Annotated in this window: 15 protein-coding genes; 3 read left to right on the forward strand and 12 right to left on the reverse strand. The window is 32.3% G+C overall.

The genetic code is table 11. The features are described from left to right. Position 1 precedes the first annotated feature (1 nt). From LB450_RS08605 to LB450_RS08655, 11 genes are all read right to left on the reverse strand, one after another. Positions 2 to 1,168 (reverse strand): hypothetical protein, encoded by a 1,167-nt coding sequence (locus tag LB450_RS08605; protein ID WP_224487514.1) that lies wholly within the window; start codon positions 1,166 to 1,168, stop codon positions 2 to 4. A gap of 4 nt (positions 1,169 to 1,172) precedes the next feature. Further along, entirely contained in the window at positions 1,173 to 3,722 is a 2,550-nt protein-coding gene (locus tag LB450_RS08610) for an N-6 DNA methylase (protein WP_224487515.1), read from the reverse strand. 51 nt (positions 3,723 to 3,773) lie between these two features. After that, positions 3,774 to 4,787 (reverse strand): helix-turn-helix transcriptional regulator, encoded by a 1,014-nt coding sequence (locus tag LB450_RS08615; protein WP_224487516.1) that lies wholly within the window; start codon positions 4,785 to 4,787, stop codon positions 3,774 to 3,776. Between the two features lie 204 nt (positions 4,788 to 4,991). Continuing rightward, the gene (locus LB450_RS08620; RefSeq protein WP_224487517.1) at positions 4,992 to 8,279 is read right to left on the reverse strand and encodes a type I restriction endonuclease subunit R; all 3,288 of its coding nucleotides are present in this window, start codon (positions 8,277 to 8,279) and stop codon (positions 4,992 to 4,994) included. Between the two features lies 1 nt (position 8,280). Further along, a complete protein-coding gene (locus LB450_RS08625; RefSeq protein WP_224487518.1) occupies positions 8,281 to 12,267 on the reverse strand; it encodes an ATP-dependent DNA helicase in 3,987 nt (1,328 codons plus the stop codon). Positions 12,268 to 12,270: 3 nt separating this feature from the next. Then, positions 12,271 to 13,935, reverse strand: a complete 1,665-nt coding sequence (locus LB450_RS08630) for a DUF262 domain-containing protein (protein ID WP_224487519.1) — start codon at positions 13,933 to 13,935, stop codon at positions 12,271 to 12,273. Position 13,936: 1 nt separating this feature from the next. Further along, the gene (locus LB450_RS08635) at positions 13,937 to 15,160 is read right to left on the reverse strand and encodes a restriction endonuclease subunit S (RefSeq protein ID WP_224487520.1); all 1,224 of its coding nucleotides are present in this window, start codon (positions 15,158 to 15,160) and stop codon (positions 13,937 to 13,939) included. Next, positions 15,160 to 17,265 carry a type I restriction-modification system subunit M gene (locus tag LB450_RS08640; RefSeq protein ID WP_224487521.1) on the reverse strand — a complete coding sequence of 702 codons (2,106 nt, stop codon included), beginning with the start codon at positions 17,263 to 17,265 and terminating at the stop codon, positions 15,160 to 15,162. Before LB450_RS08640 ends, LB450_RS08635 begins: the two co-directional genes overlap by 1 nt. Before the next feature lie 250 nt (positions 17,266 to 17,515). After that, a complete protein-coding gene (locus LB450_RS08645) occupies positions 17,516 to 18,406 on the reverse strand; it encodes a hypothetical protein (RefSeq protein ID WP_224487522.1) in 891 nt (296 codons plus the stop codon). Between the two features lie 65 nt (positions 18,407 to 18,471). Continuing rightward, positions 18,472 to 19,371: a helix-turn-helix transcriptional regulator gene (locus LB450_RS08650; RefSeq protein WP_224487523.1), complete on the reverse strand. Its 900-nt coding sequence runs from the start codon at positions 19,369 to 19,371 to the stop codon at positions 18,472 to 18,474. 5 nt (positions 19,372 to 19,376) lie between these two features. Then, entirely contained in the window at positions 19,377 to 21,041 is a 1,665-nt protein-coding gene (locus tag LB450_RS08655; protein ID WP_224487524.1) for an ATP-binding protein, read from the reverse strand. 170 nt (positions 21,042 to 21,211) lie between these two features. Between LB450_RS08655 and LB450_RS08660 the strand changes: the two genes are divergently transcribed. From LB450_RS08660 to LB450_RS08670, 3 genes are all read left to right on the forward strand, one after another. Further along, positions 21,212 to 23,242 (forward strand): tetratricopeptide repeat protein, encoded by a 2,031-nt coding sequence (locus LB450_RS08660; RefSeq protein ID WP_224487525.1) that lies wholly within the window; start codon positions 21,212 to 21,214, stop codon positions 23,240 to 23,242. A 159-nt stretch (positions 23,243 to 23,401) separates the two neighbouring features. Next, positions 23,402 to 24,133: a hypothetical protein gene (locus tag LB450_RS08665; RefSeq protein WP_224487526.1), complete on the forward strand. Its 732-nt coding sequence runs from the start codon at positions 23,402 to 23,404 to the stop codon at positions 24,131 to 24,133. 97 nt (positions 24,134 to 24,230) lie between these two features. After that, complete coding sequence (locus LB450_RS08670; protein ID WP_224487527.1) at positions 24,231 to 25,013, forward strand: endonuclease/exonuclease/phosphatase family protein; 783 nt, start codon at positions 24,231 to 24,233, stop codon at positions 25,011 to 25,013. A 44-nt stretch (positions 25,014 to 25,057) separates the two neighbouring features. Here the strand turns inward: LB450_RS08670 and LB450_RS08675 are convergent, their stop codons facing one another. Further along, a complete protein-coding gene (locus LB450_RS08675) occupies positions 25,058 to 25,447 on the reverse strand; it encodes an eL24 family ribosomal protein (RefSeq protein ID WP_224487528.1) in 390 nt (129 codons plus the stop codon). Positions 25,448 to 25,458 lie beyond the last annotated feature (11 nt).

A 25,458-nucleotide genomic window follows, 5' to 3' on the forward strand; every position in this document is an offset into this window, starting at 1 on the left:
CTTATTCATTTTCTGCCACTATTTTTACAGGATTAAAAACAAGAGTTTTTTCTCCCTCTAATTTCGTCTCAATTACCAACAAATCATTGTCAGTGATACCATGCGTCTTCATTAAATACTTCGGAATATCTATATTGTCAGAACCGTCAACGGGTTGAAATATTCCCCAACCGTTTTCTTTTGTACTGATAAGTTTACCCTCTATCGAATTTAACTGCTCCCAAAATTTTTTATTTTCTTTCGGATCTGGATGAAGTTTGAGGTACTCCTCAAACCAAATAAGGATATCCATTAGTTGTAATGTGAGGCTATATAACAAATATGGAGTATTTATAGCTTTCCGATATTCATGTATATTTATATTTCTTTCATATTCCGGATCTGTAGTGTGAGAGGCTGCTCCTGTAATATAAAGGATATTTTGTACAGCATCGGAAATAAGTTTGGAAAAATAACTTTCTGAAGCTTTAACAGAACCAGAATGTTTGGTAGGTATACCACTCAAAAACCGGCTCGCGTCAGTTAGATTTACTATACCTTTTTGAATACAATTATCATGTAGCAAACCAGCTTTATTGGCTTTCCTAAACATCTCCTCTAGCACAATTCTTATCTGAGTAAAATATAATTTGTCATTTATTCCATTTGTTGCACCCTTCATACTAGTGAGAATATCAATGAACAAATTATGCACTTCTATATCATATCCTTTTATAGCATTAAAAAATGTTGAATTATTGTGTTTTATCTGAGTGTGATCTTGTAGATCAGCCTTCCTTTTTAAATCTAAAATTAATTCCTCCTCATCTTCTGATTTAGTATATATGTCTTCATCATCAAGAAATTCCCTTGCACTACGATTCTCGTCTTCACCCAGATATCCCGACATAATAAAATAGGGCAACTTTTTATTATAATTATTCTCATGGATGATAGTTAATGCTTTTTTTAATGCCAATAATGAAGGATTTTCCTCTAAGCTATCTACCACGCCTTTTGCATCCAAAATAATAGCATCCAGCATCTTCACTTTATCGTCGAACTCCTCTTTGAAATCTTTGACTGTACCGACTTGAATTAAATCAATTCCATCAAATTCAGCTCTATCAAAGAAGAGATGGTTCTTTTTTGGTTCGTCTTCTAACCACAAAACTGTATATCTATTCATATGTTTAAATCAAACTGAACTTAAATTCCCAGCCCACCGGAAATTCACTACTTGGTTCATCAATAATTATATAATCGTATTTATAATGTTTAGCTATTTCTATTATTTTCCAGACCCCGATTCCTGTCTTACCTGTTTCACCTGCCTTGGTTCCTTTTACTCCCAAATCTTTTCGTAATCCTTTGGCGAAAGGTAGACCATTGTTTAGAATTCGTAAAACTATTTTACCATTTTCCGGAAATAATCTTATCGAAAGAGTATACTTAAAATCTGGATCTCTATCTGGATCCCTGAAGCCATGAAGTTCTGCATTTTCAAATATATTATTCAGTAGTTCACTAATAGACTTTTCTGAGCCCATCACAAAAACATCATTAATATTCTCAGATTGAAATTGAAGAGAATCAGACTTAAAATCAATGCGGTAATTAGAAGATTTAATATCGAAATTATGCACTCCTTCTTCCACCAATTTTTTCAAATCTACAGAAGTCGAAGCTCCAAAATCAAATGTTTTGAGGTATTTTACTTCTACTTTTAATGACTCTAAACTTGAATTTAGACTTGAAAAAGTATGAGATACTAAAGTGTTTTCTGATGTAACATCATCAGCCCTTAAAAGGCCACCATTTCTGTCCATGATCTTTGTTAATATATACATAGCATTAGTGACATTTGCTAAATATTGCCTCATTGAGTGCTGCTTAACTCCTAATTCAGACTTAAATAACTTCTTAATGTCTGCCAACTGCTTTTCAAGGTTTGATTCTTTTTCTTTTTGCTGCAATATATAATGGCCAAGTTTATCAACAACTAGTTCCTGTTGCTCTAGAGCAGCGATTTTTATTTCAATTTTCAAAAAATCCTCCTTCCTCAAAATGGGCATGGTCATACCTACACTAAAGACTTCTACTTGAGATTTTACATAATTAGTTAATAATTCATTAATTAAATAATCAATATTAATCGTCTTCTTGTCAACTTTAAATGGAGTTATACCGGCACCCAAAAAGACAGGTGAACCTTCATATTCAAAATAGGTGGGTTTTAAATTCTTGTTTTCCAAAGAAACTAATAATGCAGACTCTTCTAATCGTTGTACAGATGTATCTACAGAATCAGTTTCCAAAGAATTATAATCTATATAAAAGTTTAAATTGTCCTCCTTCAGATCTTTTCTTTTTACCAGTTTTCCAAAAGTCTCACTTTGATCTTCTGGACGATTTTTTGAAGTAATTAGAGATAGAAACCTATTTACGGAAGTACCATAATATGACTTTGAAAAGTATCTCTTATAATCTAATATATAAGTAAACTCTTTAATCACATCGTTAGTAACTTTTCTTAAAAAAGAACTTTCCTGATTTAGCTTTATAATGTTTAGCAGATCATGATCATTTAACCGCTTGTCCAGACTCCCGCCACCTGATGCAAAATTAGATCCATCAATAAAATTTACAATTCCTGGGTTATCTTTATTCTTATTAATAACCAGGAGAGACGTCTTAATCCCTGTATGCTTTAAGATCCCAGGTGGCAATGAAATTATAGATTCTACTAAATCTTTATCAACCAGCAATTTTCGATTATCAAAATTGCTGCTATCGTAGAAAAAGGTATCTGGTACATTTAAGATCATTTTACCAGAACTTTTCAATTCATTTAAACCTTTTTTTAGGAGTTTGTCTAAATTATAATTAATTTCATTGGATGATGCACTAGCTGCATTTATTTTAGAGCCTGCGATACCTGCAGCTAAAGCACTTAAAGCACCTAGGCCTGGAATAAACTGCAAAGCCACTCCTGCACCTGCATATTTAAGTAGAGTTTTTTTTCTTTGCTCCTGCGTGGCTTTGGTAGGTACAGAAAATGGGTCTGTGATAATTACATCATAAGGCGTCCATTCTTTCTCCTTAACCCCATACTCCAACTTTTTGTTTTTAGAATAACCACTGGCCAATAACCGTAACTTACCAATAATATATCTGAATGGGTCAGATTCCTGCCCATGGTAAATTTTGTCATTGTCCGTAAAACGCCCAATATTGGCTTCGCCGGCATGAGGATTGAATATCTTAACGCCATGTTTTAGAGGAACGATGTTAATCATCAATCGGCTCAATTCGACAGGAATTAATGATCCTTCATCGAAAACAGAATAGTATGAAGATAATGTGTCAAAGATTTCTAAAAAATATTTTTCAATAAAATCTGGCCCAATTGAATTGATCAGAGAGTCCCATCTTTTAAATAGATATAACAGATCACGTTTAGGAATCTTTTTGATGATTGGAGCATAAAACTTTAATATTTCTGAATAAGATTTTCTGTAACGGGGATGTACAGTATAAAGGAAATTTTGGATTTGATATTCTGTACTACTGGAATCACTCAGAAAATCGGAGCTGAACCCTTCTTTTTTAAGAGTCAAGAAATATAAAACAATATTGTTTTCGTTTACATCTAAACCTCCGACATCACGAAAACTTCTGTACAAAGATTGTGATACATCATTAATTACTTTAATTTCATTTTCGGATAATCTTATTGACATAAACTGAAATTTAAAAAATTACAATACAAATCTAAAATGCATTTGTGCATTCTACGTGCACTGGTAATTATCCTTTAACTTATATATCCTTTCCTTTAATTTTTCAACCAGAGATTGAGGCTCTAAAACTTTTATTTTTTCTCCAAAAGACAATAGCAAGGTTTCTAATTCGTAGTTTAGAATTAGGTCCAGGGAAATATCAACATAATCCTCCTGTCGATCTTTTACTTTTTGAGATCCATGTAGAGGCTTAGTTTCGATATAAGGCCAAAGAGCTTTAGAAACCCTTATTATAATTTTTTCCACAGGTTGATTTGGATTGTAGGAAACACCAAGTACATCAAAAAAGTAATCTTCAAAATTTATTTCACATTTTTCGAACTGGAAACTTGATTCCTCGATTGCCACAATACGATCCAGAGCTATGTTTATTATATTATCATATGAGGAATCTTTTCCAAATAAGAACCAGCGATTATTGTATTCTTTTAAATGATAGGGTGAAAATACTATTTCAACTTGCTTCGGATTTTTAAAAGACTGATATACAATTTTGATTACCTTTTTATAAAGAATAGCTTTAAACAAAGGATCTATAAATTCAAGACCTTTTAAAAATTCATTATTATCAAAACTAATAATGTCTCCGGTATCTTCAGTTAAACTAAAAGCTTGGTCTATTTTTGGAAGGATCTCATTTATCCATTTAAACTGAGGCAAACCTTTAAATCTTTGTAAGATTATCATAGCAGATTTCAGCTGTTCAGCTTCTAATTGATTTATTGGCTGGTTGTTAATGGAAAAGTTAACGTCTTCATATTTATAATAGGTTATCCTGCCCTCCTTTTTGCGGTCTAATAGAATACTCCAGCCTTGCGAAGATTCCATGAACTTAATGTCCTGATATAACTGCCTCTTTTTAATACCATCTGACATTGGTTCAAAATCAATAAGCTGCTTATTACATTCTTCAAGAAGATCCTCAATATCATAACGTCTCCCCGGATTCCTGAAACAACGATCTAATGTCTGATATCTTATTGTTGCATTTTTTGTAGTAGCCATCTTTATTGAATAATCAAATTAAAATTATTAAAGGGTAAGATAATCGAGCTAATATAGTAAAATCTTAATGACAAAATTTGCCTCAGTAGTATAGACAAAACTTAATTCACTTGGGCTAGCCCCAAGTGAATTAAAACAATAAATTTGTGAATAGATTGTAAAAATAAACAGTTCTAATTAAGGGAAGCCTACAATTAGTTTTAATTATGCCGCAAACCCCCTGCCCTGTTCAGCTAGGTTATAGAAATGTTGAAATATAATTTCTGTTTTCTCAGCAAAAATATTTCTATCATAAGATTTAGGTAAATCTTGATCAAGAATCTTTTTAATTTCTTGTCTAACCATTTCCTGGGTAGCTTTTTCTTTATGCCATTCTTGAATTAATATTCTATTATCAGCATTGAATAAAATTTCCAAAAGTTCAACAGCTGCAAGCTTCACTTTTTTTTCGTCTTCTTTAGTTAGCTTCTCCTTCTTCAATAAATCAAATAGTTCTTGTTGGTTTTCTGTCATCCCATTTTTAGCAGACCTTTCTTGTTCTTTAGATAATTCTTCAGCTTGCTTTACTAATTCTGTATAAGCTTCTTCAATTGAAAGGCTTCCTGAGTTATAATCATCGATTATTTTTCCAAAGCGTTCTAAAAATGAACCTCTAGTCTTATTTTGAGCCAGCATCTGTTTTAATTTAATTTCCATCAATTCTCTCAGATCAGCAAATTCAATATTTTTATGCTTTTTTTCTGCAAATTCCTCTCTTAGTCTATTAAAATCTAACTTGCTTAGATCTATCTGCTTTGAAGTATCTATGATGTATTTATGACTTTGCCCCTTTAAATCACCTTTACCAACAACACTGGAATCTAATAAAATATTTAATTGTCTTTTCGCTCGTTCAACAGCTTCATCTCGGTCCAAATGTCTTTCAACTACTTTTCGTAAATACTCAAAAACATCACGTGCTTTTTTAATTGTAGGATAATTATAAATTTCAGGTTTCGCAGAATCGTAAAGACTTACAATTGTGTTTACGAATAAACCAAGTTGCTTTTTATATTCATCTTTTTCCAAAATTAAATTAGCGTATTCTTGAAACAACTCGACTTCTTTAAATCCTTTTTCACCTAGATTAAGTATAGCATCTATATCAGCCCCAAGGTCTTTACTATATTTTTTTGCTTCTGAAATAGATTGCTCTAGAAGCTCCAAAAGTTCTTCGAATTCTTTAACAGGAAATTCTTCTCCATCACCATTAATATTTTTTCCTGTAGACCCTTCAGCATAACTTGCTAATGCTTTTTTAAGATTTCTAAAAACCCCAAAATAATCTACTATTAAACCATTTTTTTTACCATCTATTACACGGTTAGCTCTTGCAATAGTTTGCATGAGCGTGTGGTTTTGTAAAGGTTTATCCAAATACAGAGTAGAAACAGCAGGTGCATCAAAACCAGTAAGCCACATAGCAGTGACAAAAACAATTCTATAAGTGCTATTTGGATCTTTGAAATAGTCTTCAATGTTGCGACCATCTTCATCTGGATAGTCCATCAACTTTCTGTGCGGAGTAACGTTTAGTCCTTCCTTTTCAAAGGCTTCCTTTTCCTCCTTATCTGAACCCTCCTGACTTATAACTGCAGACATCCTAGTTTCCTTCATAAATGCTATAGCATTCTTATAGCGCTCCTTTATTTCTAAATCTTCTTCTTTAGCGATTTTCTTTCTTAAATTTTTTATTTCTTCTTTTTGGGCTTGCTGCACCAATTCATACATTTTAACGGTAGTAAATTTATCTATACAAACAACCATTGCCTTCATGGGCTTTCGCTCACCATCATCATTTTTTACATTTAAGCGATAAGGATAATGTTTCACAATATGTTTAGCAATCTCTTGAAGCCTATCTTCTCGCCTTACAACTTGTAAAAGAGTCGAATACTCTTTATCAAGTTTTTTCTTTTGATCTTCAGTAAGATTCTCATTCTCCAAAATTTCGGCTGCATCACCTACCAATTCTTCATTGATTTGCTCTACTCTCGGAACACTTTTCTTATAATAAAGTGGAACAGTCGCACCATCCTCTATACTTTGAGCAAAATTGTATTCGGACACATAAGAGCCGAACCAATCTTTTGTAAGCTCACTTCTTAATAATGGTGTGCCAGTAAAAGCAATATACTGTGCGTTTGGTAAAGCTATTCGCATGTTTTCACCGTAACCTTTATATTGTGTTCTATGAGCTTCATCAACTATCACTATCCAATTGTCTCGATCTGTCAATTGAGGATACGTTTTACCTTTTTTTATCCCAAATTTGTGAATAAGACTAAACACATACGAGCGATTGGATTTCAAAGACTCCCTTAATTTATTCCTACTACTTGGCCGATAGTAATTTTCGCTTTGATCTTTAGTTTCCAAAATGACTTCAGTTTCTTGAAAATTTCGATAGATCTGGTCGTCTAAATCTGTCCTGTCTGTTATGATCAAAAAAGACCAGTTCCCTTCTAATTTTCGCTCTATTTTTTGGGTGAAGAAAATCATCGAATAAGATTTTCCTGAACCCTGAGTATGCCAAAAAACACCCAACTTACCTTTTTTACCATCTTTGTTTTTAAGTGATTTGATGGCATTATTAACACCTAAATACTGATGGTTTTTAGCAATAATCTTTACTTTGCTTTTATGGTATAGTATAAAATTTTCGAAGTAATCTAGAAGATTTTTCTTTTGACATAGCCCCTCTCCAAATAATTTAAGGCTTAATCTCTTATTTTTTGACCGACTCTCTTCTTCTACTTCAAGTTTCGTTTTCTGATCATTTGAGATGGCTGAGTCTTTTAACTTAACCCAAGAAAAATAATGTCCCCATGGTGCATTAAATGAACCAACTCTTGTCTGTATTCCATTAGAAATTGAAACAAACATATTATACCAAAACAGCTGGGGAATATCACGTTTGTAATCTTTTAGATTCTTGTCATAACCTATCTTGACTTTCTCTGTAGCATTCTTTAATTCTATCATTACTAATGGTAATCCATTAACATATAATAGAAGGTCAGGTCTCCTTGTTATGTTTTCTGTTTGTAAATACTCAATGCTTAATTGAGAAACAACTAAAAAATCATTATTTTCTGCTGTATTGAAATCCAAAACTCTTACGTAACTATCTTCTTCTCTTCTTTCATGATTTTCATAAGTTACAGGGATCCCATTTTTAATTAAATGATATACCTCCTTATTTGCCATTATTGGAGTTAGGCTAGCTCTGCTTTTACACAATTCATCTATGGCATATTCAATACATTCTTGAGGTAAATTTGTGTTTAATCTAATAAGAGCTGCTCTTAAATTCTCTTTAAGGACGACATCTTTTAAGGTTTCTCTACCAATCAGTTTTTTTTCCCAGGCATTAACGTGCTTGTAACCTAAAATCGTTTCAAAAAACTGAATGTCTGCTTCCTCTATGTGAGATTCGTTCAAAAATGCCATATTATCTTAAGTAAAAATGATGTTTAGAATATTGGTCATACTTATCTTCCGTATCAACCCTATTTTTGATAATTAATTCAACAATTGTTTCAATCTTGGAAGGACTGATCCCATTTCTTTCATCAGTTGTAATTACTTGGTCCCAAATACCTGCTTCTTGGTATCTTTTTGTTTTTAATTCTTTCCATGTCCAAACATATTTTCTTTGACTTAATAAACCAAGATGCTCCCAGTACCAAGTTTCATTTTTAGTATAGATTGTAAAATCAACTTTAATGTTAACCTCTTTTCCCTCTACAATGGGTTTTACTTCATAATCAAAATTAAATTTTTCTTCTCCTAGTTCATCTCTCTTGTTCATTAAGATATGATAAATCAATAGTTCGACTCGAGATTCTACATATATTCCTGACTCTGGTTCCAAATCATAAAATCTATACGGTTTATCTAATAACAAACTGGTTTTACGAGAGGCTGAAAAAGATCTTTCCGATGCTCTCTCTAAAACACTTTTCTTTTCATCCGAACTTGATTGAATAAAAAGCGTAATAGATTTTTTAGTTCTTGTCAAAGCCGTATAAATTAATTCTTTTGAAAGAAGACCAAAACGTGAAGGAATAACTAAAAACAAATGATTAAAACCACTACCCTGAGATTTGTGTATAGTTATGGCATAGGCTAATTCAAAAAATTCAATTTCTGATGATCTAATATCATTAAAAGACATGCTATCTAAACTTTGTCCTGTTTTATAATAAAATTTTTCACCTTTATCAGCTTTAATTAAACCAAGTGTCCCATTAGACAATTCTAGCTTCTTTTTATTATAATAATTTTTTGTTCGTAATAGTTTATCTGATTCTTTAAAAAGATTCTTTCTCAAATCATATTTTAAATCGTTTTTAAACCTGGATTGAATAAAGTCATTAATCTTACTAGCTCCAGAATATTCTGAATGATAAGGCGATAAAATCTGAAAATTTTCAATATCAATATCATTATTCTTTATACTTCCATTCTTATTTAATCCTAATATCTGGTTTAGTCTCTCATTTAAATCTCCTTCATAGTCTTGAGTTAACCTATCAAACTCTTCCGTTAAAGATTTAAATAATTCGTCTTTATTAGACCAATAACGTGCTCTAAAACCTTCCGATATTTCAGTATTCTTATTATCGAACTTAGTCTTTAAATCAAAGTGTATATCGTCTTTAACATTAACTTTAAAAGCTTCAGCTAACCTTAAAACTTCATTCTTTTTAAGTTCAGATCTGCAATTACTTTCTAATTGAATAAAGTTATTTTGGTAGTCTTTATTAGTACTTAGATAATTTAATAAGTCAGCTAAAACACGCCCGTAACCTATAGCTGGCAGTTGATTTGGATCGCCAACTAGGATCAAACGTTTAAATGATGGATCATCAAAATTAAAAATCTCTAAAAGTCGTTTAAATTTTAATAAATCTACCATTGAGGTTTCGTCAACAATTACATTTTTAAATGCTTTGATATCTTGTTGCTTTATTTTGCGATTCTTTACATCATTGATAAACTTATCAATTGTAAATGCTTGTATATTTTCAAAATCTTTATCTGAGCTAAGTCTCAATGCTGCTTTTCCAGTAGGAGCTAATAGCAAATATTTTTGATTTTCTTGCTCATTGAGGTGCTGAATAATTTTTAATACTTCGAATGATTTACCGCTTCCAGCACTTCCAGCTACAATAAAGAGTCGTTCTTTGAAAATATTGGTATATAGCTGCTGGCGCTCTTTTTTAAATAGATCTTCGTCAAATTTTTCACCAATTACATTTTTAAGTGTTATAAATGATTTATGGATATAATTAGATAGATTTAAATACTTTTCATTATTCTTAGATCCACGAAGTAATTCAGACACACTTTTTTCTACATACTTTTCTGCGTCGTAAACTTCAGATAAATAATAGTACATGGTATCATTTTCTTCTAATAGTACTATCTTTTTTGGCTCTTCTTGGAAATGATTAGCATAGTCTGCTTCTAACGGGTAAAAGAAATTTTCTGGCAGCATGTAGTCTTCACCAATTTCATAATATAAGGGGTAATTAGTAATAGCTTTTTGTAACAGTTCTGCCGTGGTAAAACAATCACCTGTGTTTTCTAATGTTTTAAGATGCCTTAGTATAAGTGCTCGAATTCTTCTCTTATCTACAAAATTTATACTTCTCTGCAAGTCAGTTCTTGGCACAAAACGAGTATCAGGGAAATAAGCGATATCGATTTTGAATAAATCAATTGGTGCATCTAACTCTTCACCATAAACATCATCATGTGAGTCAGGATAATAATCATAATCTTCATAGAGTTCATATGGGTTTTCAATAATATCCAAGACACTGTGCGAGCGTTTAACTTCATCAAAATCTCTATACCAATCCTTAGTTAATTTTAATTTCCCTTGCAAAACACGTTCAAATTGAAACGGTTTTAAATTTAGCATACATAGGCTTAAAAATTGTTCAAAAGAATAATCACGTTGTTCTAATCTATCTTTAAGTTCATTAATGCCATTTTTATATTTAATGGCCCAGGATTTAGAGCTTGGTTTTTTAAGTATTGCTATTAATGCTTCTTCATCCTTATTCTCTTCTAATTTAAAGTCTTCATAGAATTGTTCAAGTGGGAATTTAGGTTCGTTAGTTTTATTCAATAAAACACGTGATATAGATGTAAATCCTGGAAAATAAGATCTAGTTTCCCATGCATGATGCAATAATTGTTCAACTTTATCTACGCGTTCCTGCATATCCTTTCTAGGTAACACACCATCATCTTTGCAGCTTATTAAAGCCTTACGCATTTTGGTTAGCACGTAAATTGTTTCATCATCTCCAATATCCATTGCTACATACTTAAAGCACCACTCAAGCTCTGGCTCAGATATAGCAACTTTGATTTTATCCATAAAACCATCTCTATCTTCAGTGTTTAACTTATCTGCCTCTTCCAGATACTCATGATATGGCATTCGTATAGTAGAATATTCCTCAAAACTAAATTGCATCGCCCAATTAATGCTTGGAAAGTTTCTGTATTTAAAATTTTTCTGTGGTCTTGATTTTATTTTTTCAATTTCCTTCTCTGGTCCAAAATGAGGTATTTCAGATGATTTTTGTTTTCTATTTACTAGCCCGGCACCTACCACTAGATATTGTTGTTCCTCTTCTGTAATAGGATTTGAAAATTTAGCATACATAAAGGCAATACTTTTGCCTTCATCTATTTTAGCATTGAACCTGGGTATACGTGTCTCTTCTAGGTTTTTAGGGTAGGCACCGCTTTCTTTTTGTTCTTTTTTTGATCGTGTAAATGATACCGAGAAAGGCCAGCTATACATTGACCTAGCTGGAAGTTCTTCTTCAATATTTTTTAATCCTGGTGCTGCTGGATTGTCGTGTTTTGCTTTAATAGGGTCTTTACCAAAAAGGTTTGCAGACCAAAAACAAGGTGGTAAATAATCAATATTCTTTAATAATTTTCCCCTATTGACTATTTCATCATCTATATTTTCATCCTTGCGTTTTCTAATACGTTCTGATAGTAAGGAATGAAATCCGTTGCAGTAGGTGTTATTCTCCGGATCTTTACAAATGGTACCATTCCATTTGTTATCATGCCAAGCTACACGAAGAGTTAGATGTTTTAAAGGTATTTTATAGCTATTATCTTGTAATAGTTCTGATGTCTTTTCATCTTTTTCATCATCTTCTGCAGATTGATCTAATTGTTCAACCAAATTTAACACCCACCTTATCATGCGGTCACCAAAGTACTTAGAAATGCCTGCTTTTTTTTTGGCATCCATTAAAGCCCCTATATTCTTAAATCCTAACTTTTTTTCTTTTGCAAGTTCTATGTATTCATCCCACTCTTCGACAGAATATGCATCAAAATCTGCACGCATAATGTCCAGGTCATAAGGATCGTTTATATCGTAATTAGCCATACTTTAACTTATTAGGTTTGGGTTCCAGTATCTCTTTGCAAAAGCAACAATATTATTTTGGCGATTTTTTATTTCTGTATCTGACCAATTATTTTTATAAGGTTCTAATTCCTGTCTTTGAATTAAAACAGAATTTGTCGGTCTATTGCTAGGTAAATTATTACTATCACTAGAGTTTCTTCCTCTAGTAGCCAAAACTAGATTGCCGACATTATTTAGAAACTTTTCTTTAAATTCTTCTGAGTAATCAATACCTTCAGGATTTTGAGGAGTCCAATGATCTAAGGTGTTCTGTAAATTGAATTTCCCATAAGCATTCACAAAATCATTATAACTCATCCCTGGTTCAGGTATCCTACTTCTTAGGTCGTTTTCATATTTCCACAATAAATAACGTGTCGACTTAAAATAATGATAATTCCCTTTTAGACGACTTTCAAAATCTCCTGTGAAATTCCAATAATCCTTGAACCCATGATTAGCATGATATAATAATTTACCTTCTAATTTTAGTATGTCATTATTATAAACTAGAGCGATTTTATGCAACAAATTAGTTCTATAATTACCTACTGTATATTCCATTTTAAACAGAATAATTTCTGTTAAACGTAATACTCTCTTAATCTGTATTAGGTCATGATAATGAAACAGTTTTAAAACTAGTGGAAAAGCATTGTATTGATCTAAATATAATATATCTCCTAAAAGGCCTTCCTTATTTTTAAATCTTTGAATTGTTATAACATTTGAAAAGCTCTTTTTTAAACCTACCGTAAAATCTTTTATCCAATTGCTTTTATCATCTTGTTTTTTTAATGCTTTTTTGACCCGTTCTAGGGATGTATCGTTATTTGAAATGAATGCAATTGTGTGATAATTTAAAACTTGATCTTCATCAGCTATTTTTATTAATTCTAAAGATTGATAAATAGATTCAAACTCTTTTTCTATATAAGAGATATCACCATTAGGATTCTTACCAGAGATGGCACAATCTAAATAAATATTGAACATCAAAAACGACTTTAGCTTCTCTAACTCAGTAAGGTCTTTCCCTCTGTCATTTTGAAAAGTAAATAGTTGCGTTGCTTCTGCTTTATCTGATACAGAATCTGTAGTTATTTTAGCATTTTCAATTAAATCTTTCCATCCTATGATATCGAGAATTGAAACATCATTTTTATCAAACTCAGTAGTAAAATAGTCAAAAGCTTCTAATATTCTTTTTCTAGATCTTGTATCTGCTTTATCTTCAATTTGTCTAATAATTATGTTTTCAAAAAAATTATTATCATAAGTAACCGTTGCATATTTTTGGTCGCCATCTGTATTTATTAAATACTCATTGTAAATGTTAGTAGCTACAGTTTCATAATCTTTAAGGTCTTTAATTTTATTATAAACACAACTTAAAAATATAACTATAGTTGTAAGTCTTTGTTGACCATCTATGATCCAAAACTTGTTTTTAATATACTCATCTTCTTCAAATAAAAAATGGCCAAAATGGTATTGATCTACCGATTTAGGATGCTCTTTTATATCTTTAAAAAACTGCTTGATTTGTTTATCTCTTTCCCAAGAATAAGCTCTTTGGTAATTGGGAACCGCAAATAAATTTTTTCTAGGACTAAATATGTCGCTAATGGTAGATCTATAATCCATATTAATTATTATAATTTTCTCTTGGCTCTGCAGCCATATTTAATTGGTTTTCTTCTAACTGTAAATCTTCCACAGATAACTTACCGCTTATTAAACGTGGTAATAATAAATCTCTGGTATCTTGAAGGATTTGGTTTTTATCTTTTAAGATTAATGTCTCATCTAACATTGAATCTGTAATACTTTCAAATTTTTTAAGTAAGCTCTCTATTGGAAGAGCAATCTTCATAAACTTAGTAGAACCACTTGCGTGAAGTATGGTTGTTCCAGCAGCATGTGCTTGAATTGTTCCTTGAATATTAGCAGACAGCAACGTGAAATATGCAAAGCTTCTTTTTATTAAATCTGTTTTATAAACTATTTTACGTAATCCTGAGGAATAACAACCTTCTAAACCCATAGCAACTTTTCCAACAGTACCATCAAGAGTTATTAAAATGTCATCTTTCCTTACATACTTATCTTTAGAAAGTCCTTTTTTTATGAAAATATTACTATCTCTACTTCCTAAATCTCCAACTCGTAAAAACGGCACATAATTGTCATCCAAAGGTTCAGATTCATAATTTTTACTACCAGGTTCTACTCCTTTTTCAAAATCAATAAACTTATCTAATCTAACTTTCTCCCACCCCTCAGGAATAGCACCTTTTGTTCCATGAGGCACTTCCTTACCATCTTTATCAAAGAATTTGGTGTCTTCATAACCAGGAAAACGAAAGCGTACAAACCACTCTTTGTAGATTTCCTCTGCCATGTCTTCTAATAGCTTAATGCGTTGGTTGTTGTTTTCTATTAAATCATCATAAGCTGAAAGGATTGAGGCTATTTTATCTTGAATATATCTGATAGGAATTTTAACCTTAACTCCATATAAAATATTCCTATTCAAAGATGGTTGTGCGCTACCCGAATTTAGATTTGAAAAATCATTTGCTTTTAAAAAATAGTAAACAAATTTTTCATTATTCCCTTTAAAGTCTTTTACATATAAACAGGCATTGTGCGGCCAAAAGGGCTTATCTATAAAAAAAGCTTTAGCTATTGAAGCACCACTTCTACCAATTGTTACACCTGGTGAATTGGCCTTATAAATATGATGATAACCATTTATACCTGCTGAACCAACAACTGGATAAATCCCAAAAGTCCTTTCTGACTCAGGTAGGTCATGACCTCTTTGAATTGCTATAAAATCCCGAAATTTCATTTCTCTAAAACTCATTAAACTAAATCTTTGAGATTACTAGAAATAAGATTTTCTTTATCAATTGAAATCAAATTCAATTCTTCAAGTAATACTCTTCTTTCATTTATTATTTTTTTAAATTCTGATTCCGATAAATTATCTTCTTCAACCTCAATACCAACATATCGTCCCGCATTTAACGAATAATCTTGTTCTTCTGCGTATTCCGTTTCATCAGCCATTTTACACAAGCCAGTCACATCTTCATATTTTGCTTCTGGAAAACGGCTTTGAAGCCACTTAATGTTAGTAAGCCAATACGTAGCTTGATCAGTAGCTTCCAGATATAACCTAAAGGAGTCTTCTAGATGTTTATCTGCTTTAGATAAGTTATTAGTTACCCAAATCTTATCGCTTTTAAGTTTTAAGTTTTTGTCTGCGAGTTTATAGAGTTCTAAAACTTTATTAATGTCTTTTTTGAAAGACTCAGCGATATTTTTGGTTTGGTTTACTTGCTGCTCTATACGTTTAGCTGTTTCTAATTGGCTGTCGTTATCTAAAGACACATCTTCAACAATTATCGCTCCTGAAACTACTCTTTCAATTTGGGTGTGATTAAAATCTTCTAAAACATTAAAGAAATCGGCTTCAGCTAAAGCTTTCTTTTTGGCAGGTGTACGCTTTTCGCCTTTGGTTTCCTTAAAGTAGGCTTTTAAGTTTTTTACTAAACCATCTAACTGCTGTACAAGCGCTTCTTGGTAAGGTGTAATTTTTGCAAAAGCACTTAGCGCTTCTTTTATATAAGATCCTATTAATTCTAAATAACGTTCAGTTTCACCGCGATATAAGCGTACAATAGCAGCTAAATTTTGTTGATGCTCTGTAGTCCACTCTCTATGTGCACGGTCTATTTGATTATAGACATTACGCGCATCTAAAAACAAGATTTTGTCTTTGCGGTCTGTATGTACTTTTTGCTTATCAAAAAACCATAAAGTAGCCGGTAAGGTTACGGTTAGAAACATATTGGTTGGCATACTTACCATACAATCTACAATGCCAGAATCTACAATCTTTTTTCGGATGTCGTATTCAGAGTGGCTTGCATCACTAGCAGAATTTGGCATCAAGAAACCTGCGCGACCTTTTTCATTTAATGAGGTTGCAAACAATGAAATCCACAAATAATTAGCATCTGAGATGTTATCGCTTTTGCCTTTACTTTTTGGTAGTCCAAAATTATAAAAACGCTTGTCATTTTTAACTGTAGCTTCTTTTACAGATTTCACGTTAAACGGTGGATTAGCCATAACGAAATCAAACTTTCCAAAACCATCGTAAGGATCATTATCGTAAGAGTTGGTTTCAGTAATTTCACCACGTAAATTATGAACGAGTAAGTTCATTTTTGCTAAACGAACGGTTTCGCCCATATATTCTTGACCGTAAACATAAATATCATTCAGGTCATGGCCTTCATGAGCTATAAAATCGGCCGATTGTACGAACATCCCACCAGAACCACAGGCAGGATCATAGATTTTGCCTTTGTAAGGCTCTATAACTTCAACTATAAAACGTACAACGGAAGTCGGTGTAAAGAACTCTCCTCCTTTTTGGCCTTCACTCATAGCAAATTTGCCCAAGAAGTACTCATAGATTTTACCAAAAATATCTCCAGATGCATCCTTAGGTATATCTGAAAAGGTTTTTAATAATTCTGGTAAAATATCATCTTTCTTTTTCTCAATATCAAAATAAGAATCAGTTGGTAATACATCTTGAAATTTGGCATCCTGAAACTTCTCAATGCCTTTCATTGCGTCACGTAATGCTTCTGCTCTTTTATTACCAGATAGCTTTAATAAGTAATCATATCGTGCATTGTCTGGCAAATAAAAACCACATTTCGCCAAGGCGATCTGTTGTATGGTCCGTTCCATCCTAGTCCCTTTTTCTTTCTTGTATGTTTCTAGAATCTCAGGTTCATGCTGGCTATATTTATTTTCAGCAAATTTCAAAAAAATCAAACCTAATACTGGAACTGCATAATCTGATGCTTTTAGACCGCCATGAGCCCTTAAAGCATTAGCAGAATCCCAGAGCTTGCTTTCCAGTTCTTTTAATTGGTCGTTTGTCATCTTTTAATCTATATTTTATTATGAATTTTTTAGTCTATCAATAATCTTAACGCTTTTAAGTCAGCTTTTTGAAAATTTAAATTTTAAAAAGACGTTTTCACAAATCACATAAATGAGTTTGGTAATAAAGAGATGAGGAGTAGGATAGATTTTCATAGATGATTCAGTTTTGGTTAATGCTGAACAAGGCTTAAAACTAGCAATTTTGAATTGTTATCCTATCAAGTTAGTCGAAAAACTTTATCCTCATTCACTCCATTTCATTTTCAACCTCAGTATACCTCTCCATTATACGTTCAGATTTAGATAGCAGGGGCATCAGTCCTTTTTCCAGCTCAATCACCTCCCCCAATTTTTCGTACTGCTTATCGGTCATAAGACGAGTTTTGATAGAATCGATATCAGACTGTACAGCTTCAAACCTGGACCTCAGCAGATGAATATCTTCCAGAAAAAAGGAATTAGAATACCGGACCGAGGATTGTACCAACACCTGTCGCTTAAAGGCATGGTAGGCCTTAAGGATCTGGTTGATGCCTGCTGGCTCAATGCGTTTTAGCCGGTATTTAGGGATCTTGATATAGATTTTTCGGGCTCTGGCTGTGGCGGCGAACGGCCCAAAAGCATTAAGCTGATTTAAGTGTAAATCATCTTCAAAGTACTTAAACGTATCGTTGAAAATAATCACGTCCGGATTTAATTCATGTATCTGTTTTTGAATAAGTCCCTTGTATTCTTTATAGTATTTATAATAGTCAGGATCTTCGGTCCTGTGACCATCGGAGACTTTTTTGATGCAGATACAGGCCATGTGTCTTAATGCATTGGCATAGTCGCTCGCCGGGTTTGGGATGTGCTTATCCAGGGTGTATAAGTCATTTAAAACTGGGTAGGACACTCTGTTGATGTCAGAAAAAAAATCCTTAAAGCCTTGTCTAATCAAGAAGGACGTATGAATTTTCCTTAGGTGTTCACGGAGATCAAAAGCCTCCCATTTCTCTAAATGGGAGACATCTTTCAATATCCATAAAATTTTTACAGGAGCCTGTACATAGGACGTCAGATGTACCACCCCATCGTATATGGGTTCTCCCCGTAGTTGTTTAGCTATTGCTTTTATGTCGTCTTCAAAGGTTTTCATTTTAAATTTTACTGATGATTTGAGGCTTATAATGAATTAGATGTATTTAGATTATGACTTAGAACTCACTCATACATATTCAAAACTTTATCAGCATTCCAAGCCATTTGCTTGCGTAACTGTTCTGGCTGCATAACTTTGAGATCATAACCAAACGAACGCAGTTCCATATAAAAATCATGAGTGATGTACAACTGAAGAGATATTCTAAATTCCTCATCATTATCAATGATGATTTCTTGCGTGTGATGCAAGGGCAAAGTCTTGATGTATTTCCCTTGAAATGGAGTAAAGGATAAAATGATATGTTCAGGAGATTTGGCGTTAGGTCCTACAACGCCAAAACAATACCTGAAATGTTCTGTTACACTAAAATCAGCTGGCTTTTGAAATTTAGCTTTAGTGATTTCTAAATCTGTTAACCGGTCAAGTCCAAAGCTTTTAATGACCTCATCTTTTTGATCCCTGGCAATAATGTACCAGCGATTTTTAAATTCCTTTAGCGCATAAGGCTCTACGATGCGTTCACTTGTGTGCTCGTCCCAAAATTTTTTATGGTTGAATTTTATCAAGAACTTATTCTTTATCGCATGCAACAGCCCATACAGGTGTTCTGTGCCTTGTGGCTTTCGGTTTTCAAAGTGAATGTGTTCCGATAGCCGGTCGGTAATGTTAAGGGCATTGAAGATATCAAAGGCTTCCAGCACCCTGCCCTTGACATCAGGCTGGTCTTCAAAATCGATATAGTACCTTTTGAGTGAAAAATCATATTCAATCTCGATGTTATAGATGGAACTGATATCCTTAACGTCCCGCTGGAAGGTACGTTTGGAAATATTGAAGTCGTAGTCCTGCAACTCCGATTCGAAGGCTAGTTTCTCCTGAATTTCCTTAAAGGTTGAAGCTCGCTTTCTCAGGGTGTTGATGATGATATTATATCTGCTGATGGATTCTTTCTTTGACATGCTAGTTATAGTTTACTGAAACCAATTTCAATGCGTTTATTAGTAAGTGTTTCTTCGGAACAAAACACCAATAGATTTTCAAGTGAAACTTCCTCACCGTGAATGATTTCGTTGATTTCACTTTTGCGGATGATGTTATCGATTTGTCCCCCTGAAAAGTTAAAATTTTCGGCCAGGAAGTTACAATCTTCCACAGAAAGTGATGGCAGTTTGATCTTCCAAATCTCAGCTCGAATAGAACTGGAGGGTTGATTGAACAGAATTTTAAACAGAAATCGCCTTTCAAAAGCAGAATCTAAATTGTGAGCCAGGTTGGTGGTAGCAATCAAAATACCTTCAAAGTTTTCTAATTCCTCCAAAAGAATATTTTGGATGGCATTTTCAGTTTGTCGCGTATTAGAACTGCCGATATCTCCACGTTTGGAAATGAGTGCATCAGCTTCATTCAGAAATAAAATAGGAGTGATGTCACAGTCTTGCCTAAAGCTTTTGTAATTGGTGAATATCTTTTTCACCACCTTTTCGCTCTCCCCAAACCACATGGATTTGGACTGGCTGATATCTACCTTCATGATGTCCCGATTGGTGTCTTTAGCAATCTGCTTGACGACTTCTGTCTTACCAGTACCTGGTACGCCGTGAAGCAAAGCGGCAATACCTTTGGGCAGGTTTTTTTCTTCCAGCCGCTTTTGTATTTGCTGAAACTCAAGAGGCTGCAGCACATCCTTTAATACATAGAGCTGCTTCATCTCCGAAGGACTGAAGATTAATTTGCGTTTTAGTATATCTGCTGGTGACAGAATGTTGTCTTTATTTTTCTTTTTCTTAAACACTGTAATTCCACAATCCTTAAGTAAATTATTGGAAATATTGGTCAATTTCATCTCCGTATCATTTAGAAAATTAGAAGGGATGATTTCTATCAATTTATATTCTAAAAGCTGATTATTCCCGTCAACCAAGTCCTGCATATAATGTACTCGCTTGGTTGCTCTGTCAAAAAAAGCCTCGAGAGCTCGTTCTATATCACAGGATTCTCGGCCTGTGATCGTTTTCCATATCAAATATAAATACATCAACTTATCATCCAAAGAAAGTTCAAAGTGCTGTATCTTTTGAATCAGCGCAAATTCTTTGTATTCTTCTAACAGGTTTAATGTCAAATTATAGAGTAAAGAGGTGTTAATTTCTCTATTATTCCTCTGTTTTCCTAACTCATAAATTTCTTCCAATAACTCAAAAATATCGGAGATATCTCTTTTAAGCTCAGGAACAGTTTCATTATTTAAAATGGCTTCACAGAGTTTTTCATTTACTGTAAATTGATTATTAGCTCCTGCCACTTCCACGCGATGTTTAGATAGCTTCTTTTTAAAATAAGCTTTGGAATGTAGATAGGTGAAATCTTTATTATATTCCAGTAATTTCATTGGATTACAATCAAAGTATTCAATCATATCATTTAAATCGACTGTATCCCCCTTGTAGTTTAAGGTAAACACTATGGCGATTAAAAAAGACTGACTTTTAGATGTTCCAAAGTAATCGGAAAGCATTCTTAATTCAGTATCATTTTCTATAAAAAAGCACTCTTCAAGTTTGCACTTTTCAGAGTTCTCGTACAGCTTACCGATGCAGTCGAGTAGCTTAAATTTTTCAGTAGTTTCCATATCTTCTTGATTATACGACAAAGAAAAGAAGGAGGTGTGCCAAAAGGTGTCGCAGTTGTTAACAGATTTTAAATTTGGATAGTACTAATCTAAATTCCAATTTGATAATCACAGTTTTCTTAAAATTAATTTTTAAATGTTATAATTGTATTAAATCTAAACCTTTCATTATGAAAAAATTAAAAAACATTATCCTAATAATTGTTGGACTAATCGTGGTTTATTATGCTTATGATTATTTCAAAACGAGCTCTACACCTGTAGTTTCAGAAGAAGCAAAAGCAACTAAAGAAACCTTCGAAAAATCTTTAAGGGAGAAAAAAAATGCAAACGATTATAACCTTGAAGAAACCATAAGAATAGTACATGGTCTTGAGAATGCAAAAGAATATGTAAATAGTAGCTCAGAATACTTACAATATTTGTCTAAACAAGATTACAGTAAAGTAGCACCTGATGTAATAGAAGCTAAGAAGAAACTCATACCCTTACTAAACAAGCTTCAAAAAGCTGAAAAAAGATTAGAAGATTCAAGTAATCTTTGGGAAACCTTTAGTGTTGTTTCAAATATTATGGCAGATGAAGGCTCAACTATTGCTTTGAAAGCATCTTTAAGTGGTGGACTTGACCCTTCTATGGCGACTGAATTGATTAGTGGATCTAAAAAGTTATTCAATATGGTCGCTGAAAACAATAAAATTAATGATGATTTAAAAAATATTATCTCTGATGTAGAAGAAGATTATCTCAAATATTCAATTGAATTCTATCCCATATATTTAAAATATATGAAAGAATGGGATAAAGTTTGCTTAATAAGAGATAACGCGTATTTATCTATACACCAGGGCAATATCAATTCAGCTTTAATAAGCCTTGACAGGTCACTTGAAATAAACGAAACAGACAGTGAATCATTAATAATGAAAGCCTTCTGCCATCTTTATAAATATCAAAATTCTTATGATAAAAATCCTGAAAATTTAAGACATTCCAATCTTGAAACAGCCAAAAGCTTAATTGATCGATACTTAAATTTATATCCAGATAGATCTGCTCCTGCCTTATTACTTTTAGGGTCCTATCACTTTTTAAAGGGTAATGAGTCTAAAGCAATAAATTTTTATAACCAGTCATCTGTAGAATACCCTAAACAAGCCAATTTATTGCTTGACATGTTAAACTCTTACAAGCAAAGATCTTATTTGCGTAAAACAGCTGAAGGAATGTATATAGTTGAACTTTATAAATCTATGATGCAAGGTTTTGGTTTTTTTAGTCCAAATTTTCAAAAATCATTAATAGCTTACAACGAGGGAGATTATGAAGAATCTAAAGAAGAAATAATTAGACATTTTTTTAGAAGAGGTAATCAAGGTATTTATGATTTTTTAATTTCTGATATGAACCATTTTGAAGCATACTTACCTGAAAGTTTTAATATGATTTTCGAAGAAAAATCTTTTTTTAATCTGATTGCCGAAACAACAATGTTCAGTTCTGATAAACTCAATATTAAAATTGAGAATAATTCAGATATTAATATTAATAATGTGAGAGTATTTTTATGTGTTCATTTTACTGACATGTATAAAAGTGACTATGAAGTTTTTAAAGTAGAGAATACAATAAATACTATACCTGCCTATTCGACAGCTGACTTTGGAGATTTAGAAATTGATTTTAATCTTTATGGAAAACAAAAAAGTTTAGATGAAGATATAGTAACGGCTAGAGCTATTATTTTGACTGATGACTTGATAGCTTGGGTCGACGAGAAAGATTTTAAAATTATAAAAGCAAAAGAAGCTTATAAAAATAATACAGATTTAGAAACTGTAAATCGATATTTATCAAAGCAAAATCTAAATGATAGTCAATTGAAATATGAAATAGTTAATAATTCCATAATTGAAATCAATGAAAAATACATTGGTACAGATGAAATAAAGTTATTTATACCAAGAAAAATAATAAATTTCAATCCAATTTTTTCAATTAACGAATTAAATACTGTTGAGGGTTTAAAACCTGATAGAGTGAAGTTAAACGGTAGTTATGTTGAATTAACTTTTCTGAAAAACATCCCTGAAGACAAAAAAATAGACTTTTATATCAATACAGAGAAATTTATAATAAACTGGGAATTTGAATTTACTAATGATAACAAGTTTATTAACTCAGACTTTAAATACATGTAATCATGAATATGCTTAAAAAGAATATTATTTTAGTTGGCTTTTGTAATTTAAGCTAATCTTACTGCTAGATCTATAAATCTGGTATGTTCGTAAAGAAAAAGTTAACCGAAGACCTTGCTTCTGTTTTCCAGACATAAATATATACACGAGCCCATTAACATGACTAATAATCCTAATGAAATAAATATCAAGAATGATTACGAAAAAGATGTTCTTGCGATTTGGAAAAAATTCGAGAAACACGATATATTTTGTAATCCTGATTTTGAATACAGAAAGCATCCTCTTCTACCGAAAATTGTTAATAAAGACAGTTTAATGTTTATTGGAATCAATCCATCGTATAGAAAAGGTTCAACTATCCCAGAAAAAGAAAAAAATATCGGGTTTTATCAAACATCAAAAGATGAAAAATTTAAAGATATTTCTTACTTCGAAAAAATGAAAGAGATTGCGGAATATTGCAATACCGAATGGACACATCTCGATTTATTCTTTATTCGAGAGACTAAACAAGAGTTGATTGAAAATCTAAGTTCTTCAGATATAGAATTTTTAAATCTTCAATTAGACATATCGTTTGAAATAATAGAACGAGCTAATCCTAAACTAATTATTGTTTCTAATGCATTGGCTTCAGAATTTTTTGGAAAAAAGAAATCAAAACATAATGGGTTTAAGAAAATTTGGAAAGGATTTAATTTAATTTTTGAAGGTAAAGATTCAACATTCAATTCTAAAATTGGCACTTATGAAATCAAACTAAATAACAAAATGACTCCAATAATTTTTAGCGGAATGCTATCTGGACAAAGAGCTCTTGATATTGGTTCATTTGAAAGACTAAAATGGCAAACTAAAATGATATTAGAAAGTAAAACTAAAAAGTGAATATTGATACATGCATCAGTACTACTGATATGTAAAAAAAACTTCGTTAACATCATATTGATGTAGAATTAATCGACCAAAAATTGAAGTGAAAAAAATGTTTAAGATTTCAACCTGGAATATAGAACGACCCAAGTCAAATACAAAAAAGACAAAACTTGTTTTAGACAAAATCGCAGAAGAGAAATCAGATATAATCGCATTAACTGAAACTTCTAAGGCCATTGATTTGTCTAATGTTTATCCCTACTCGATTAGTACATTAGCTTTCGAGCGAACACCAAACGAGCATTGGGTTACAATCTGGTCCAAATGGGAAATCCTTGAACAAATCAGCACATTTGACAATAATCGAACTGTCAGTGGAGTTATAAAAGCTCCATTTGGAGATTTTATAATGTATGGAACAATTATTCCTTATCACATGGCTGGAGTATCTGGCATTCGATATGGTAGTTTAAACTATAAAGCTTGGGAATACCATGAAAAAGATTTAGTCGCTCAAAGTCAGGATTGGAGTAAAATAATGCAGAATTATAGTCTTCCAATAATCATAGCTGGTGATTTTAATCAAACTAGATTTGGAAATAAAGGTTACGGAACCAAAAAAGTAAGAGCTTTACTAACAGACATCCTGAAAAAGCTAAATATGACTTGTGTTACAGAAATAGACTTCGCAAAAGAACATTTGACAGCTGATCCAAAAAAGCAAAAAATTAGAAAGAATATTGACCATATCTGTATTTCAAACGAGCTTTTGGCAAAAATGAAAAATAAAAAAGCAGGCGCTTGGAATCATTTTACTACAGACGGTAAATTTATGTCCGACCATAATGGTGTATATTTTGAGTTTGAACGATTAAAAATTATGAGCTTTTAGTTTTAGAATGTAAAGTCATGATAACAGATTTATAGTTAACCTCATCATCGATAAACGACCATCTTCAATTGCATATCAAAATAAGGCGCTCTGCCATCGCTAAGGTTTTTTATGTTGCCAACTTTATGATAACGCTGGAGCATTTCTTCCAAACGTCTTAGGTCTGCTTTCGTAGCTGACTTGTTTTGTTCAGGCGTAAGCAGGTTTTTAACTAAGTCTGCGGCAGTGGTGCCGATGGCGGCATTAGCCACTCCCGCCACACTGACCTTGTCAATTTTTGTTTTTTCAGTATTAAACTTTGCGGGCTTTTTGAATTTCTGACTGAGTTGATGGTTTCTTACTCTGCAGGATGTAGAACAAAACTTTTGAACTTGTCGCCTTTTGGGAATAAACTCCTTTTTACAGTAGTGACAAGTGTAATGATAATTCTCCATTGTGCGTAAAT

Origin of the sequence: Psychroflexus curvus (assembly GCF_020164585.1) — a bacterium.
Classification (GTDB): domain Bacteria; phylum Bacteroidota; class Bacteroidia; order Flavobacteriales; family Flavobacteriaceae; genus Psychroflexus; species Psychroflexus curvus.